Origin of the sequence: Streptomyces sp. TP-A0874, from assembly GCF_001748085.1 — a bacterium.
Lineage (GTDB): Bacteria > Actinomycetota > Actinomycetes > Streptomycetales > Streptomycetaceae > Streptomyces.
Window position 1 is genome coordinate 31812 of record NZ_BBZK01000013.1, and the last position, 15071, is coordinate 46882.

Sequence of the window (15071 nt, forward strand, 5' to 3'; positions counted from 1 at the left end):
TTGACAGCCGAGTCCCGCGAGGCCAGACTCGGGGGCCGATCGTTGATGAACGAAAGTTCACCAGGCGAACGCCTGCCCCCGGTGTGACTCGAAGGAGCGTCATGGATCTGCTCGACTCCACGGTGTGGGGCGGCCGCGGCTGGGCCGGGCACTGGCAGCCGCTCTCCGGCGGCGAGATCGACATCGTCGAGCCCGCGACCGGCGGTGTCCTCGCCCGCACCGGCCTGGCCGGCGCCCCGGACGTCGACCGCTCCGCCGAGGCCGCGGCGGCGGCCCAGCCGTCCTGGGCCGCGGTCACCTTCCAGGAACGGGCGGCGGTCCTGCGGCGTGCTGGGGACCTCTTCCAGGAGCACGCCGAGGAGATCAAGGACTGGCTGGTCCGGGAGGCCGGCAACATCCCCGGCAAGGCCGACTTCGAGGTCCACGTCGCGGCCCAGGAGTGCTACGAAGCCGCTGCCCTCGCCTCCAGGCCCCCCGGCCAGATCCTCGCCACCGAGGCCCCCCGCCTCTCCTACACCCGCCGGGTGCCGGTCGGCGTGGTCGGCGTCATCTCGCCTTTCAACGCGCCGCTGATCCTGTCGATCCGCTCGGTGGCCCCGGCGCTCGCGCTCGGCAACTCCGTCGTCCTCAAGCCCGACCCCCGGACTCCGGTCTGCGGTGGCTACGTCATCGCCCGTGTCTTCGAGGCGGCCGGTCTGCCGGCCGGACTGCTCCACGTCCTGCCCGGTGCCGCCGAGGCCGGCCAGGCTCTGGTGGCCCACCCGAAGGTGCCGGTCATATCCTTCACCGGCTCCACCCCGGCGGGGCGGTCGGTGGGGGAGGCGGCCGGACGCCATCTCAAGCGAGCCCACCTGGAGCTGGGTGGCAACTCCGCGCTGGTGGTCCTCCCGGACGCCGATCTCGATGCCGTCATCTCGACCGCGGCCTGGGGATCCTTCTTCCACCAGGGCCAGATATGCATGACGACGGGCCGACACCTCGTCCACGAGTCGCTGTACGAGGAGTACGTCGAGCGGTTGGCGGCGAAGGCCGACTCGCTGGTGGTGGGCGACCCCGCCCGCGAGCAGGTCCACCTCGGGCCGATCATCGACGCCGGGCAGCGGGACAAGATACACGGGCTGGTCACCGAGAGCGTGGCGGCCGGGGCGCGACTGGCGGCCGGCGGCACCCACCAGGAGCTCTTCTACCGCCCGACGGTCCTGGCCGGGGTGGACGACCGGACGGCCGCCTACGCCCAGGAGGTTTTCGGTCCGGTCGCGCCCGTCCGGCCCTTCGCCACAGAGGAGGAGGCGGTGGCGCTGGCGGCCGACTCCGAGTACGGGCTCTCCCTCGGCATCGTCACCCGTGACGCGGCTCGGGGGCTGGACCTGGCGGCCCGGATCCCGACCGGGATCGTGCACGTCAACGACCAGACCGTCAACGACGAGGCGGTCGCACCGTTCGGTGGCGTCGCGGCCTCCGGAACCGGTTCCCGGTTCGGGGGCGACGCCAACATCGAGGCGTTCACCGACACCCGTTGGACAACGGTCCGCTCCAGCGCGGCGACGTACCCGTTCTGAGATCCGCGCTCCACGCCGCCGGCTGCCGGAGACCCGGGAGCCGGCGGCGCCGTCGTTCCCGCAGCCGGCCTGAGGCTTTGTCCGGAGGGCGCCCCCGCATGCCCTCCCGCCCCCGGCGGCCGCTTCCGCCGCTGTGCGGTCCGCGCTGTGACGGGCTCTGGTCAACGCGCGTCGATGCGCGCATCATGGGGTTGCTCCGCCAGTAACAGGCGCCCCCTGGTAGCACCCGAGTCCCGGGACCCGTCCCTGAGGTCGGGCTCAGCGGGCGACTGCGTCCTGGAATCTGTCATGTCTGCGTCAACCAGCAGACCTGGCACCCCCCACGAGAAAGGGACAGCAACATGGCTTGCGGATCGACCAGCCTATGGGCCGGCGAGGCCAGCTGGTTCTGCTGCGGCAACGCATGGGGCCCGTGTGGCAGCGCGGGCGGCGGCGCCTGCGGCAACTGCCAGTCGAGCGCCAACCACGGGGCCTGGCCCAACGCCTCCCAGGCGTGTTGGGACATCACCCGGCCCGACCTGTGCGGCGAGAACATCCCCCGCCGGGGCTGCGGTTCGGTGATGAACGTCAAGCACGCCTGCTCCGGTGCGACGGTGTGCATCACCATCACCGACTGCGGGCCCCGCACCAAGGAGTGGTGCGGTGAGGCCAGCTGCTGCGGCAGCGAGTGCCGCACCAACCGGGTCGTCGACCTGACCCCGGCGGCCTTCTCCGCCATCGGCAACCTCGACTCCGGCAAACTGCCGGTCTACCTCTACGAGTGAGGAAGGGACAGTCATGACCGCATCTGACGCGAAGAACGGCGGCCTCGGCAGACGGCGCTTCCTCACCAGCGCGGCTCTCGGTGGCGCCACCATCGTCGGTGCCACCGCACTCGGCGGCCTCGACGCGGACGCCGCCTTCGCCGCCGAACAGCCCTCCCTCGACCCGGCCATAGCCAAGACCTCGTTCGTCGAGGGCCGGATCACCGGGATCACCGGGAGCGTGCTGGAAGTCGCGGGCTCCTACGGCGACCACTCCCGGGTCCAGATGACCAACGTCACCAGCGTCTGGAAGGTCCGCCCGGCCACCGCCGCGGTGATCGAGGTGGGCGACGGCCTCTACGCCCGCGGGGTGGAGATGCCGGACGGCACCATCGCCGCCGACGCGGTGTGGGTGAACATCGTCAACCTGTACACCACCATCCGCGGGGTCGAGAAGAGCCGGTTGCACTTCGCCCACGGCCAGCACGAACTGGTGGGCAACATCGTCGCGGACACCACCAACGCCACCTACGCCGGCGGCGCCCCGACGGCAGACCTCTCCCGGCTGCGGATCGGGCAGAGCGCACAGGTGCTGGGCGCCTGGCGGCCGGCCGACGACTCCGTGGACGTCGTCCGCGTGTCCGTCGGGCGCTGAGCCCGGGTTCGAGGAGGTGGAGATGCTCTCAGCGACAACGGGCCCGGCGGTGCTCGCGCTGGCCGGGCTGCTCGGCTGGACCGGTGCGGTCAAGCTGTTCAGCACGGGCACCGCACGCCAGGCCCCTCGCACCGCGCTCGCCGTCCTGCTCCGCAGCAGTGAGCGCGCCACGCTCGCCCTGCGCGGGGTCGGCGGCGTGGAACTGGTCCTGGCCGCAGGGCTGCTGACGCTGCCCGGGACCGCGGCGCCCGGGGCCGCCCTGCCGGGCGTCGGGACGGCCGCTCTGGGCGCGGGGTTCCTCGGTTACCTCGCCTACGGTCGGGCCGCCGCGCCGGAATCCTCCTGCGGCTGCTCGGCGAACGAGACCGCCGTGATCACCTGGCGTGCCTTCGTCCGCGCCGGGCTGGTGCTGGTCGGCGGGGTGGTCGCGGCCCTCGCGACCGTTCCGTGGTGGACCTCCATCGCCGAGCGGCCGGTCGCTCGACTCGGCCTGCTGGCCGCCGCGGTGGGGGTGCTGGTGGTGCTCTCCGCCGACCTCGACCGCTGGTGGCTGCTGCCGTTGCGGCGGACCCGGCTGCGGGTCTTCGGGCACCCGCTGGGCGGCACCGCGGGCCGTACCGATGTCCCGGTCGCCGCGACCGTCCAGCTGCTGGAGAGCTCGCTGGCCTGGCAGGCGGCTTCGCCGGTGGTCCGGTCCGGACTCCTGGACCACTGGGAGGAGGACGGCTGGCGGCTGCTGCAGTACTCCGGTGTCTACGAAGCCCCGGTGCACGGCGGTGCCGAGGAGTCGGCCTCCCCGGGGGCTCGACCGGTCTCGGTGGTCTTCGCCCTCGACGCCGGGGCCAGCATGGACACCCCCGGCGATCCTCTCGTCAGGGTCGGAGTCGTCGACTCGGAGAGCGGGGAACCGATCGAAGTCCGCCTTCCGACGCCCAGTGTCCGAAAGGAGCTGCCCCTGGTGAGCTGAGGCCACCACGGCCGCTCGGCAGGAGCGGTGCGGCGGTGGTCGGGGAGCCGGACCGGTCCGGCTCCCCGACCACCGCCGGTGTCGTTCCCCGAGCATGGGAACGGCGCCGGCACCGCACCGGGCAGCCTGCCGGAGACGGTCCGCGGAAGGCGTGGGGCGCAGCGTGGATACTGGCAGTCATGCGTATCGACTTCGAGCCCGAGGCCCTGGGCCGGACCCCCTTCTACAAACTGCTGACCTCGGTGATCGTGCCGCGTCCGATCGCCTGGGTGTCGACCCTCTCCGGTGAGGGGGTGGCGAACCTGGCACCCCACTCCTTCTTCACCGTCGCCTGTGTGGAACCACCCGTCGTCCAGTTCACCTCCGTCGGCCGCAAGGACTCGCTGCGCAACGCCGAGGAGACCGGTGAGTTCGTCGTCAACCTGGCTCCTGAGCACCTCTTCGAGCAGGTCAACGCCACGGGGACGGACTTCCCGCCCGGGGTCAGCGAGTTCGAGGCCGTCGGCATCGCCCGGGAACCCAGTCTGCGGGTGAAACCGCCGCGGGTCGCCGCCTCACCGGTGGCGCTCGAGTGCGAGTTGCACAGCACCACGAGGCTGGGCGACTCGACGGTGGTCTTCGGGACCGTGGTGCACGCGGCGGTCTCGAAGGAGGTGATCGTCGAGGGGCACCCCGAGGTGACCAAGCTGCGCCCCCTGGCCCGGCTGGGCAAGAACGAATGGAGCTCGATGGGCGAGATCCTCGAGATCGAGCGCATCCGGTACGCGGACTGGCAGGACGGCGCCCGCCTCACCCCCGGCTGAGCGGTGGTCCGCCGATCCACCGCCCGCCGGTCCTGAAAGGCTGTCCGGCGCCGGCACCGCCGGCGGCCGGGCGGCACGCCCGGCCGGACCTCCGTTCGGCCCAGGGATCCGCCCCTTCTGGCCCAGCCGCACGGGCTCTCGACTGTCGGCTTCCCGTCCCTCGCTCCAGGCTGCGGGTATTCGCCCGATGCCGAGGAGTGAGGTGGGCTGTCCGTGAGACGGAAGATGAGGATATGGGCGGTGGGAGGAGTGGCGGTCGCCGTGCTGGCGGCCGGCTGCACGGTCCGGAGCGGCTCCGGGCACCTGCAGGCGGTAGGGAGCGGTGGCGACGACCGCTCCCGGAGCTCCTTCACCGTCGTCGCCACCGGCGACGTCATCCCCTACCCGTCGATCATCGAACAGGCCCGGCGGGACGCCGGTGGCTCCGGCTACGACTTCCGTCCGGTGTTCGCCGGTGTCAAACCCGTCGTCGCCTCCGCCGACCTGGCGATATGCCATATGGAGACGGTGTACGGACCAGCCGGCGGTCCCTTCACCGGGTACCCGATGTTCCAGTCCCCGCCGCAGATCGCCGAGGCGCTGCGCGCCACCGGCTACGACAGCTGCTCCACCGCCTCGAACCACGCCCTGGACAGTGGGGCCGCCGGTATCCGGCGCACCCTCGCGGCGCTCGACAAGGCGGGCGTCCAACACGCCGGAACCGCCCGCAGCGCCGCCGAGGCCGCCCGCCCGGCCTCCCTCCGAGCAGGCGGGGCCGAAGTCGCCCATCTCTCCTACACCTACGGCACCAACGGCGTTCCGCTGCCGAAGGGGCAGCCCTGGGCGGTCAACAGCCTGCAGCCGAAACGGATCCTGTCCGACGCCCGCCGAGCGCGCCAAGACGGGGCCGACGTCGTCCTGGTCAGTCTTCACTGGGGCAGCGAGTGGCAGCAGGAACCCGACGCCCGGCAACTGGCGGTGGCGAAGCGGTTGACGGCGGCGCGCACCGACGGCCGCCCCGACATCGATCTGCTGATCGGCACGCACAACCACGTGCCGCAGGCCTACGAGAAGGTCAACGGGACCTGGGTGGTCTACGGACTGGGCGACCAGGTCGCCAGCTTCGTCCCGGAGAAGTACCGGGGCAACGACGGCAGCATGGCCAGGTTCACCTTCGCCCCGGCCGACGACGACCGCTGGAACGTCTCCAAGGCCGAGTTCCTGGTCGGCCACTCGGACACCGGACCACCATTCCGGGTCACCCGGGCCACTCAGGAGCACTTTCCGGAAGTGCACAAGCGGGTGCGGGAGGCCGTCCTGAGCCGTGGCGCGCAGCGGGACGGTCTCGTCGAAGGGAAGTAGCAGCGGCGCGCCGGTGAGCGGCGGCGGGGTCCCGGACGGCGGGGACCGCCGCCGCTGTCGTACGTGCCGTTCCCCACGCCAGCGAGCGCAACGCTCAACACCCGAGCACGGGAGGGACAGTGCCGCAAGCTGGTACGCGCGTCCCTCGCCACCACAGGCGCCTCCCGCACCCCGCCTCCGGATTCGAGTAATAGCCGGTCAGAAAGCGGCTTACTGGGCATAATCTCCCGTACAAGCAAGCTCCGTGCCCGGTCAGTTGAGCGCACGGAGTCTGCCAGCGCGGCGCTCGGGGAAAGGGGAGACCGTGGCGACACCGATGACCGCTGACCAGATGGTCAAAGCGCTGAAAGCGGAGGGTGTGCGCATCAAGGAGCACCGGTCGTGGCGTAGCCACAACCGCAATCACAAGGGTGCCTGGGGCGGGGTGAACGGCGTGGTCATCCACCACACCGCCGGTGTCGGCTCGGGCATGGCCGACTACTGCTACGACGGCACGGCGGACCTGCCCGGCCCGGTCTGCCACGCCTTTGCCTCGAAGGCCGCCACCGTGTACCTGGTCGGCAACGGCCGGGCCAACCACGCCGGCACGTTCGCCAACAACGCCCACCAGGCGGTGATCCGCGAATCGAGCACCCATCCCAGGCCGGACGCCGCCGAGCCGATCGACGGCAACACGCACTACTACGGCATCGAGACCGAGAACCGCGGCGACGGCAGCGACCCGTACCCAGCCGCCCAGTACGACCAGGTGGTGCGGTGGGCTGCGGCCATCTGCCGGTTCCACAAGTGGTCGGCCGACTCGGTCATCGGGCACAAGGAAGGCACCCGACGCAAGATCGACCCGTCGTTCAGCATGGCCACCTTCCGCAAGGACGTGGCCGAACGGCTCTCCCATCCGGCCGGTTGGAACCCCGGCGGTACTTCTCCGGAGGACGACATGCCCATCCGCACCAGCCTCGGCAAGGACAAGTCCCAGTCCGTCCCCTGGGGTGAGTGGACGGCCGTCACCTGGGACGTCGAACACGCCGACCCCCACAAGCAGCACGGGGACGGGAACCACCCGGGCTACCTGCCGAAGACCAGCTCGTGGGCGGACTTCAACGGCCGGCTCCGGGTATCCGGCATGGAGCCGGGGGACCAACTGCAGGTCCGGTACGAAGTCCACGACTGGAAGAACGGGAAGTCGACCGGGGTCTGGACGGAGATCATCGCCGACCACCAGGCGACCCCGGGCGACCAGTTCGTGTCGGTCCCGTTCTCCAAGGGACTGAAGAAGGGGCAGCACGTGTACGTCGCGGTGAAACCGATCCCGGCTCCCGAACGGGCTGACGCGAAGGCACCTTCGGTGACCGACGGACGCTGGGCGATCCGGCAGGACGGGTAGGCGTGTGGTCGGACACGCGGAGAGCCAGAGCGCCGAGGGCTTCCGCGGGCTCCGGTGCTTCAGCGCGCGGCGCGGGACCTGGTGCGGTGTGAGGAGCAGGGCCGTCCGGACACCGGCCGTGTCCGGACTTCCCTACGATGCGGCGCGGTAGCCGGGGAGCGCCGCAGCTGTCGTCCCGCGCCCACCAGGCCTTCCGGGACGGTCCTTGGCCCACAATGGGAGCGTGAACGAGTCCGTACCCGTCTCCCGAACCGTCGACGGCGGTCAGGCCAAGCTCATGCCCGACGTCGACCGGGAACGCGCCTGGCTGCTGACCGTGGACGGCGCGCCCCAGTCCTATGTGGACCTGGCCGAGCCCGCCCATCTCGAGTTCGAGTACGCCCGCCGCCTCGGACACCTCCTCGACACGGTCGCCGAGCCCGGCCACCCGCTGGACGTCCTCCACCTCGGGGGCGGGGCACTCGCCCTTCCGCGCTATGTGGCCGCCACCCGGCCGGGATCCCGGCAGACGGTCATCGAGGCCGACCGAGGGCTGCTGGCCTTCGTCCGGGAACAACTGCCGCTGCCGGAGCGGAGCGGCATCGACGCGCGGTGCGCCGACGCCCGCGTCTGGCTCGAGGCCGCGCCGGCGGGGAGCGCCGACATCCTCATCGCCGACGTCTTCGCGGGATCGCGGGTGCCGGCCCATCTCACCTCCGTCGAGTACGTCCGCCAGGCCGCTCGTGTCCTGCGTCCCGAGGGACGGTACGCCGCGAACCTGGCCGACAGGGCACCGTTCGACTTCCTCCGCACGCAGATCGCCACCCTCGGCTCGGTGTTCCAGCACGTGCGGCTCGTCGCTGAACCCGCCGTGCTCCGCGGGCGCCGCTTCGGGAACGTCCTGCTGATCGCGTCCCGGAACGAACTGCCGGTCCAGCCACTGGCTCGCCGCTGTGCGGCCGACGCCTTCCCGGCCCGGGTGGAACCCGCGGCCACCCTGGAAGGGCTCTTCGGTCGTGCGGAGCCGGTGACCGACTCCGACTCCCGGCCCTCCCCACCACCGCCGGAAGGCGCCTTCAGCATCGGCTGAGTCGCGGGTGCACGACTACTGGCGGCCGGGGAGCAACGACGGGAGGAGACGGCGAGTGGAGCGGGCGGGAGGCAGCGCCCGAGAGCCGATCACACCCGGGGCGAACTCTCAGTCCTGAGGCACCGTCTTCTCGGCTGGGCCGGCATTCGGCCCCAGCCCGTCCGGTTCCGCCCTGACCGCCGCCGTGCCGTCCGGAGCCGCTCCGCCGGCCGCCGACTCGCGGACGGTGAGCCGACGGACATCCGGCACGGTCAGGACCGCGGCCGTCAGCAGTACGACGAGCGCGGAACAACCCCACAGCGCCGGCGCCCGACCGAAAGCCTCCGCCGCCGGGCCGGCCAGCGCGGTGGCGGCCGGCAGCAGGGCGATCGATCCGAGCCAGTCGTAGGACGAGACCCGGGAGAACTTCTCCTCGGGGATCTCCTGGTGCAGGGCCAGCATCCAGGTGACCGCGAAGATCTCGATCGACACGCCGCTGACGAACATCGTCAGCATCAACCACCCGGCCGACAGCGGAACCGCGAGGGCGGCCGGCGGGAGCGCGAGCGGGAAGACGCTGATCGCACCGGCCAACAGGATCCGACGCGGTTTCCAACGGGTCATCAGTATGGCGCTGCAGAGCGTGCCGGCCCCGAACGCCGCGAGCGCCATGCCCCACGGCCTGGCACCGCCGAGATGGTCCTGGGCGACCAGTGGTCCGTAGACCGCCTCGGCAGCTCCGACGACGGCGTTGACGACCGCGAACTGGATGACGACACTCCACAGCCAGGACCGACCGGAGAACTCCCGCCAACCGTCTCTCAGGTCGCTCAGCAGTCCCCCGTCCCTCGGCCCTCGCTCCGGCATGCCGCTGAGGTCGAGCAGTGCCCGCAGGCCACCGGCGACGGCGAAGGCCGCGGCGTCGAACGCCAGCACCCAGCCGGGGCCGGCCGCGGCGACCAGCGCCCCGCCGAGCGCGGCGCCCGCGATGCTCGCTCCGTTGGAGCCCAGCCTGAAGTAGGCGAACGCCCGGCCCGCCTGTTCCCCGGAGACGCTGGAGAGGACCATGCCCTCGGCCGCCGGGCTGAAGAAGGCCTGACCGGTGCCGCCCAGAGCGGACAGCAACGCCATCTGCCACAGGGCGGGCTCGCCGGTGAGCACCAGAACGGCGAAGACGCCCTGGGAGAGGCAGTTGAGTGCGTTGGCCGCCACCATCACCCGGTGCCGGGGCAGACGGTCGGCCACCGCTCCGCCGATCAGCAGGAAGAACACCAGCGGCACCGTGCGGGCGGCGGCGACCAGCCCGACATCGGTGCCGTTGCCGCCGGCCCCCAGTACAGCGAACGCTGCCGCGATCAGCGCCCCGGAGCTTCCGAGGTTCGTGATCACGGCAGCGGCTGTCAGCAGTGTGTAGTTGCGTCCCGCCCAAGCCGGGCGGACCGGTCGGCGGACCGGGGGCGTCGGGTGCGTCACACGCCGACTGTGGCCGTGGAAGAGGCCGAACGCCAGCCGTTTTTCTCCCGGCGGACACCGGAGCGGGCCGCCGGTCGGCGGTTACGAACTCGGCTTCAGCGGGCGCAGGGAGTTCATGATCTTCTTGATCGTCGCGTCCGGGATCTCGTCCTTGACACCCTTGGCGGCGTACAGGACCCAGGTCCCGTAGTCACCGCTCTCCGCCACGTAGCTCACAGCGAAGGCCTTGCCGTCGGTGGAGCACTTGTTCTCCTTCTTGACACCGGTGACCGTGGCCGAGGCGACGGACCCGGTGAGACCGTGTTCACTGGTGAACGGTTTCGCCTTGGTGCTGTGGAACGTACCGGTCTTTCCCTGGTCGTAAGCGGCGAAGACCCAGCTGAGGGCTTCGTTCTCGGCCGCCTCGTCGGTGCTCTTGGCGCCCTGGGCGCCCTTCGAGCCGGCGGCGGCGAGTTCGGTTTCGTGCTCCCGGTCGTTCTCCTTGTAGGTGCACCACTCGGGCTGGGCGAAGGCGGGCGCGCTCATGGTCACCAGGGGCGGTGGAAACTCCTCGTCCGAGTTCGAGTCCTCGAAACCGATGGACAGGCCCTGCGACTCGACCTTCCACTCCGGCGGGACGTCGAAGGCGTTCTGCCGCTTCCGGCTGACCACCGTCTTCCAGCCCTTGACGACGGGCTTCACCTCCCCGCCGCCCGCGCGCGGGTTGTCGACATCGCCGTCGTCATCTTCCGGTTCGGGCTCCGGTGTCTGGCTCTTCGACGGCAGCGGTTCGGCGGACGGGGAGCCGCCGCCCTTGGCGTCGTGGCTCGGCTCCTTGTCGTCGAAGAGCACGAAGTAGCCGGTGACCGCGGCGCCCACCACGAGCACGGTCGCCGCGGCGATGGCTATCGCCACCGGTTTCTTCTTCTTCCCGCCACCGTTCGGCGGTGGGAAGCCGCCGGGCCCGCCGCTCTCCCACCCCTGATTGGGCGGCACCGGCTGACCCTGCTGGTATCCGGGCTGCTGGTAGGGGTTCGGTTGCTGGTATCCGGGCTGTTGGTACGGATTAGGTTGCTGATAGCCCGGCTGCTGGTACGGGTTCGCGTTGGGATCCTGCGGATGCTGCTCGCCCCCGGGCGGCTGTTGTCCTGGCCACATGGCGAATAACCATAGAGGGGCCGGGGAAGGGCTGCTACGCCCACCCGCCCCAACTCCCCGTGCCGGACCGCCGCCCGGACCGGCCCGCCACGCTCACGTGCCTTGATGGGGCGAAGATCACAGCTGCCCCCGAAGTACGCCGAACCGCGGCTGAGTACCGTGTTCCGGGTGAGGAGAGACCAGAACGTGTTCTCATCGCTGGGCGGTTTCTACCGACGGGCCGTCTCCCGGGCCGTACACCGGGGGTCGCGCTGGGCGCGGGAGGCCGGAGCGGTCACCGCGGCCCGGCCAGGGCCCTACCGGTTCGGTCGGATCGGACCCGGGACCAGGCTGGCGTTTCCTCAGGGGACCATTTTCAACGAGCGCTGGATACGACTCGGTGACCACTGCGTCATCGCCGAGCAGGTCACCCTCACCGCCGGAATGGTGCCCGGCCTGGAGCTGGGACCGGACCCGGTGCTGCGGCTGGGCGACGGCGTCGTACTCGGCCGCGGCAGTCACGTCGTCGCCTCGCGGCCGGTGGTCCTGGGCAACGACGTCTTCTGCGGGCCGTATGTCTACATCACCAGCGACAACCACTCCTACGACGACCCCGGACAGCCCATCGGCAAGCAGTGGCCGCGTACCGGTCCGGTCGAGATCGGCGACGGCAGCTGGCTCGGCGCCGGAGCCGTGATCCTGCCGGGAGCGAGGCTCGGCCGTAACGTCGTGGTCGCCGCGGCCGCCGTCGTGCGGGGCGAGGTGCCGGACCACGCGGTGGTCGCCGGAGCCCCCGCCAGGGTGGTGCGGCGCTGGGATCCGGAAAGGGGGTGGCAGCCACCGCTGCGCACCCCGCCGCCGGCGCCGGTGCCCGAAGGCGTCAGCGCCGAGCAGTTGCTCGCCATGGCGGAACCGGCGCCCCCTCCAGCGGAGACCGCGGAACAGCAACCCGAGGGCCCCTGCTGAGCGGCAGTCGGACTCGCTCCCAGGTGCCCGGCGCAGCCGTCACCAACCGGCGGCCGGCGACCGACACACGGTCACCCGGACTCTCCCAGTAGCGGGATCTCGATCGCCGGGCAGCGGTCCATCACCATGTCCAGACCGGCGGCGGTGGTCCGCTCCCACGCCGCTTCGTCGACCACGCCCAGCTGGAACCAGACGGCCTTCGCGCCGATCGCCACCGCCTCGTCGGCGATCCGGCCGGCCAGTTCGCTGTTGACGAAGACATCGACCACATCCACCGGGAAGGGAATCGCGTCGAGCGTGGCGTAACCCTGCTCTCCGCCCACCGTCTCCGCCCTGGGGTGTACCGGCACCACCCGTTTGCCGAAGCGCCGCAGTACGGCGGCGACCCCGTAGGCCGGCCGGTGCTCGTTGCCGGAGAGCCCGACCACCGCCCAGGTGTCACCGGAAGCGGTCAGGATCCTGCGGATCGTCTCTTCGTCTCCGTACATGTCCGGGCCAACAAGCCGTCCGCGCCGACCATTCCCGCGACCACATAGGCTGGTCGGATGGAGGAGCAGCACCGCACGGTCGCGCGCGAGGGCCGGCACGAGATCGAGGTCAGGAAGTCCCGGTTCATCACCACCCTCGCACCGGCGGCGACCGAGGAGGACGCCCAGGCGGTGATCCGGCGGATCGGCACCCAGCACGCCGACGCCACACACAACTGCTTCGCCTACGTCATCGGCGCGGGCGGTGCCGTCCAGAAGTCCAGCGACGACGGCGAACCCGGGGGAACGGCCGGCGTCCCGATGCTGCAGATGCTGCTGCGCCGCGACCTCCGTGACGTGGTCGCCGTCGTCACGCGCTACTTCGGCGGCGTCAAGCTGGGTGCGGGCGGACTCGTCCGGGCCTATGGAGGTGCGGTCGGCCAGGCGCTCGACGCACTCGGCACGGTGACGCTCAGACGCTTCCGCCTGGCGACGATCACCGTCGACCACCAGCGCGCGGGGAGGCTGGAGAACGACCTCCGAGCCGCCGGCCGGGCCGTACACGCGGTCCGCTACACCGCGGAGCGAGTGGAGATCGATGTCGGGGTGCCCGAGAACGAGACCGGCGAATTCCGTGCCTGGCTCGCCGACAACACGGCCGGCAGCGCGGGCCTCGCACTCCAGGACGTCTACGTCAGCGAGATCGGCTGACGCTGCGGGCCTCGGCGCGACCGGGCCGAAGTCGATCTCTGAGAATGGTCCTCAGCCCCGAGAGGACGTGCGTAGGGCCAGCAGCACGACGTCGTCCTCGTTGTCGTCCGGACGTACGCGGCTGAGCAGGAGATCGCAGAACGCCTGCAGAGGGCGGTGGGCCAGTGCTGCCGCATGCCGGCGCAGCCGGTCCAGTCCGTCCTCGAGAGAGTGGGAAGGCGATTCGACCAGGCCGTCGGTGTACAGGAGCAGGGTGCATTGCGGCGGCAGGTGAACGAGGTCGTCGGTCCGACTGGCCGGGATTCCCGTGCCCACCAGTGGGCCGTGTCCGCCCTCAAGGAAGATCGTCTGTCCGTCATGTGTGACCAGCAGTGGGGGCGGGTGCCCGGCGTTGGCCCAACGCAGTTGCTGGTGGTCGTCGAGGACGTTCTCGATTCTGCCGAAGATCAGGCTCGCCAGCGAGACGTCGGTGACGTGTTCGAGGGCTTGGTCGAGTCGGTGCACGATGGCGCTCGGTGGCTCGCTGTACGACCAACCGTAGGCGCGCAACATGCTGCGTACCTGCGCCATGTTCGCCGCGGCCTCGAGGTCGTGCCCGGCCACGTCGCCGATGACGACGGCCAGGGCCCCGTCGGGGAGGGGGAAGGCGTCATACCAGTCACCGCCGACCTGGGAGGCCTGTGGGGCGGGTACATAGCGGCTGTACATTTCCAGTCCTGCCGCCCCCGACAGTTGCGGCAGAAGATGGCGCTGCATGGTTTCCGTGACGTGGCGTTGCCTTTGGTACAGGCGAGCGTTGTCGAGAGCCAGCCCGGCGCGGCGGGCGATGTCCTCCAGCAGGGCGAGATCACTGAACGGTTCAGGCCGGTCCGAACAGCCGAAGGTGAGGGCGCCGAGCACTTCACGCAGACCGCGAATGGGCGCGATTCCTGCGGAGTGCATACCGGTCGCACGGAAGAGCTCTCGCTGCGCCACCGCGATACCGGCGTCCGGAGGGCCGTGGTAGGCCTCCGGTCCGGTCAGCGTCGATGCCGCTCCGCGCAGGGCCCGCGAGAGCGGCATGGTCGACTTCTGTGGAATCGGCGGCATCGGCCCCCGGAGGTCGTCGCGGAACACGACGTCGCCGTCTTCGTGCGTGGCCACGGTGCGGCGGTAAACCTCGTCGCCTTCGGTGATCAGGTCCACGATCACCCAGTCGACGAGTCGGGGCACGACCAGGCGGATCAGCCCTCGCAACGCTTCGTCGATGTCCAGCGTCGAGGTCAGCAGCGTGGTGGTCTCAGCGAGGAGGGCCAGGCGTTCGAGTAGCGGAAGCGCACCCTCGTCACCGTTCCCAGCTTCCGTGCTCTCACCCGGCGATGACGGGTAGAAGAGGACCAGCGCGCCGCTGCGCCCCGAGGGGCCGGCGCAAGGCGTCGCGATCCACGAGACGGGTAGCAGGGATCCGTCTCCCCGTTGGAACCAACCCTCGTCCCTGCAGGTCCTGCCGGCGAAAAAGGCCTCTGTCAGGGAGCACTGAGTGCGGGAGAGGTTCTGGCCCACGCTGCCCCTGTGCAGCAGTTCATGGGCATCCTCACCGAACAGGTCCGCGGTGCTCCGCCCCAGCAGTCGCTCAGCGGCGCGGTTGACCTCGATGATCTTCTCGTTCTCGTCCACGAGGTACAGCCCGGCGTGGACGGTCTCCGGCAGAGGTCGCGGGGTGGCGTTCTCCGGCGGTGTGGGACGGTGGTCGGCACCGCTGCTCTCATCGACGCCCACATCGCACCTCACGCGATTAACCGGTCTTCCCGAACAAGGGCCTTGTTCCGCTCACCGCTCCGCGGATCACCCGGTACCGG

The 15071-nt window shown here is 71.0% G+C and carries 14 protein-coding genes; 10 read left to right on the forward strand and 4 right to left on the reverse strand.

Translation table 11 applies throughout. The features are described from left to right. Nucleotides 1-101 precede the first annotated feature (101 nt). The 8 genes from BGP73_RS20085 to BGP73_RS20120 all read left to right on the forward strand — a co-directional run bounded on the left by BGP73_RS20085 (nucleotide 102) and on the right by BGP73_RS20120 (nucleotide 8521). A complete protein-coding gene (locus BGP73_RS20085) occupies nucleotides 102-1559 on the forward strand; it encodes a benzaldehyde dehydrogenase (protein ID WP_069816964.1) in 1458 nt (485 codons plus the stop codon). A gap of 341 nt (nucleotides 1560-1900) precedes the next feature. After that, complete coding sequence (locus tag BGP73_RS20090; RefSeq protein ID WP_069816966.1) at nucleotides 1901-2323, forward strand: RlpA-like double-psi beta-barrel domain-containing protein; 423 nt, start codon at nucleotides 1901-1903, stop codon at nucleotides 2321-2323. Nucleotides 2324-2336: 13 nt separating this feature from the next. After that, complete coding sequence (locus tag BGP73_RS20095; protein ID WP_069816968.1) at nucleotides 2337-2957, forward strand: cell wall protein; 621 nt, start codon at nucleotides 2337-2339, stop codon at nucleotides 2955-2957. A gap of 22 nt (nucleotides 2958-2979) precedes the next feature. After that, entirely contained in the window at nucleotides 2980-3924 is a 945-nt protein-coding gene (locus BGP73_RS20100; protein WP_069816969.1) for a MauE/DoxX family redox-associated membrane protein, read from the forward strand. 179 nt (nucleotides 3925-4103) lie between these two features. Beyond that, entirely contained in the window at nucleotides 4104-4727 is a 624-nt protein-coding gene (locus BGP73_RS20105) for a flavin reductase family protein (RefSeq protein ID WP_069817094.1), read from the forward strand. Between the two features lie 225 nt (nucleotides 4728-4952). Next, a complete protein-coding gene (locus BGP73_RS20110) occupies nucleotides 4953-6068 on the forward strand; it encodes a CapA family protein (protein ID WP_069816970.1) in 1116 nt (371 codons plus the stop codon). Between the two features lie 304 nt (nucleotides 6069-6372). Further along, entirely contained in the window at nucleotides 6373-7452 is a 1080-nt protein-coding gene (locus tag BGP73_RS20115) for a peptidoglycan recognition protein family protein (RefSeq protein ID WP_139134589.1), read from the forward strand. A 223-nt stretch (nucleotides 7453-7675) separates the two neighbouring features. Then, entirely contained in the window at nucleotides 7676-8521 is an 846-nt protein-coding gene (locus tag BGP73_RS20120; RefSeq protein ID WP_069816974.1) for a spermidine synthase, read from the forward strand. Between the two features lie 108 nt (nucleotides 8522-8629). Here the strand turns inward: BGP73_RS20120 and BGP73_RS20125 are convergent, their stop codons facing one another. Beyond that, nucleotides 8630-9973 carry an MFS transporter gene (locus tag BGP73_RS20125; RefSeq protein ID WP_069816976.1) on the reverse strand — a complete coding sequence of 448 codons (1344 nt, stop codon included), beginning with the start codon at nucleotides 9971-9973 and terminating at the stop codon, nucleotides 8630-8632. Nucleotides 9974-10054: 81 nt separating this feature from the next. Continuing rightward, nucleotides 10055-11110: a hypothetical protein gene (locus BGP73_RS20130; RefSeq protein ID WP_069816978.1), complete on the reverse strand. Its 1056-nt coding sequence runs from the start codon at nucleotides 11108-11110 to the stop codon at nucleotides 10055-10057. 105 nt (nucleotides 11111-11215) lie between these two features. On the opposite strand from BGP73_RS20130, the gene BGP73_RS20135 reads away from it, so the two are divergent. Further along, complete coding sequence (locus BGP73_RS20135; protein WP_374701172.1) at nucleotides 11216-12055, forward strand: acyltransferase; 840 nt, start codon at nucleotides 11216-11218, stop codon at nucleotides 12053-12055. Nucleotides 12056-12126: 71 nt separating this feature from the next. On the opposite strand, the gene BGP73_RS20140 is transcribed toward BGP73_RS20135, so the two are convergent. Beyond that, nucleotides 12127-12543, reverse strand: a complete 417-nt coding sequence (locus BGP73_RS20140) for a CoA-binding protein (protein ID WP_069816980.1) — start codon at nucleotides 12541-12543, stop codon at nucleotides 12127-12129. Between the two features lie 57 nt (nucleotides 12544-12600). Here BGP73_RS20140 and BGP73_RS20145 point away from each other — a divergent pair, with 57 nt between their 5' ends. Beyond that, entirely contained in the window at nucleotides 12601-13233 is a 633-nt protein-coding gene (locus tag BGP73_RS20145; protein WP_069816982.1) for a YigZ family protein, read from the forward strand. A 51-nt stretch (nucleotides 13234-13284) separates the two neighbouring features. Here the strand turns inward: BGP73_RS20145 and BGP73_RS20150 are convergent, their stop codons facing one another. Further along, nucleotides 13285-14991, reverse strand: coding sequence for a SpoIIE family protein phosphatase (locus BGP73_RS20150; RefSeq protein ID WP_069816984.1), 1707 nt, complete (start codon nucleotides 14989-14991; stop codon nucleotides 13285-13287). Nucleotides 14992-15071: the final 80 nt, after the last annotated feature.

What these genes read in the sequence shown, in the direction of transcription:
- BGP73_RS20085 (WP_069816964.1), top strand. Translation starts at nt 102, where the DNA reads ATGGATCTGCTCGACTCCACGGTGTGGGGCGGCCGCGGCTGGGCCGGG.
- BGP73_RS20090 (WP_069816966.1), top strand. Translation starts at nt 1,901, where the DNA reads ATGGCTTGCGGATCGACCAGCCTATGGGCCGGCGAGGCCAGCTGGTTC.
- BGP73_RS20095 (WP_069816968.1), top strand. Translation starts at nt 2,337, where the DNA reads ATGACCGCATCTGACGCGAAGAACGGCGGCCTCGGCAGACGGCGCTTC.
- BGP73_RS20100 (WP_069816969.1), top strand. Translation starts at nt 2,980, where the DNA reads ATGCTCTCAGCGACAACGGGCCCGGCGGTGCTCGCGCTGGCCGGGCTG.
- BGP73_RS20105 (WP_069817094.1), top strand. Translation starts at nt 4,104, where the DNA reads ATGCGTATCGACTTCGAGCCCGAGGCCCTGGGCCGGACCCCCTTCTAC.
- BGP73_RS20110 (WP_069816970.1), top strand. Translation starts at nt 4,953, where the DNA reads ATGAGGATATGGGCGGTGGGAGGAGTGGCGGTCGCCGTGCTGGCGGCC.
- BGP73_RS20130 (WP_069816978.1), bottom strand. Translation starts at nt 11,110, where the DNA reads ATGTGGCCAGGACAACAGCCGCCCGGGGGCGAGCAGCATCCGCAGGAT.
- BGP73_RS20135 (WP_374701172.1), top strand. Translation starts at nt 11,216, where the DNA reads ATGGGGCGAAGATCACAGCTGCCCCCGAAGTACGCCGAACCGCGGCTG.
- BGP73_RS20140 (WP_069816980.1), bottom strand. Translation starts at nt 12,543, where the DNA reads ATGTACGGAGACGAAGAGACGATCCGCAGGATCCTGACCGCTTCCGGT.
- BGP73_RS20145 (WP_069816982.1), top strand. Translation starts at nt 12,601, where the DNA reads ATGGAGGAGCAGCACCGCACGGTCGCGCGCGAGGGCCGGCACGAGATC.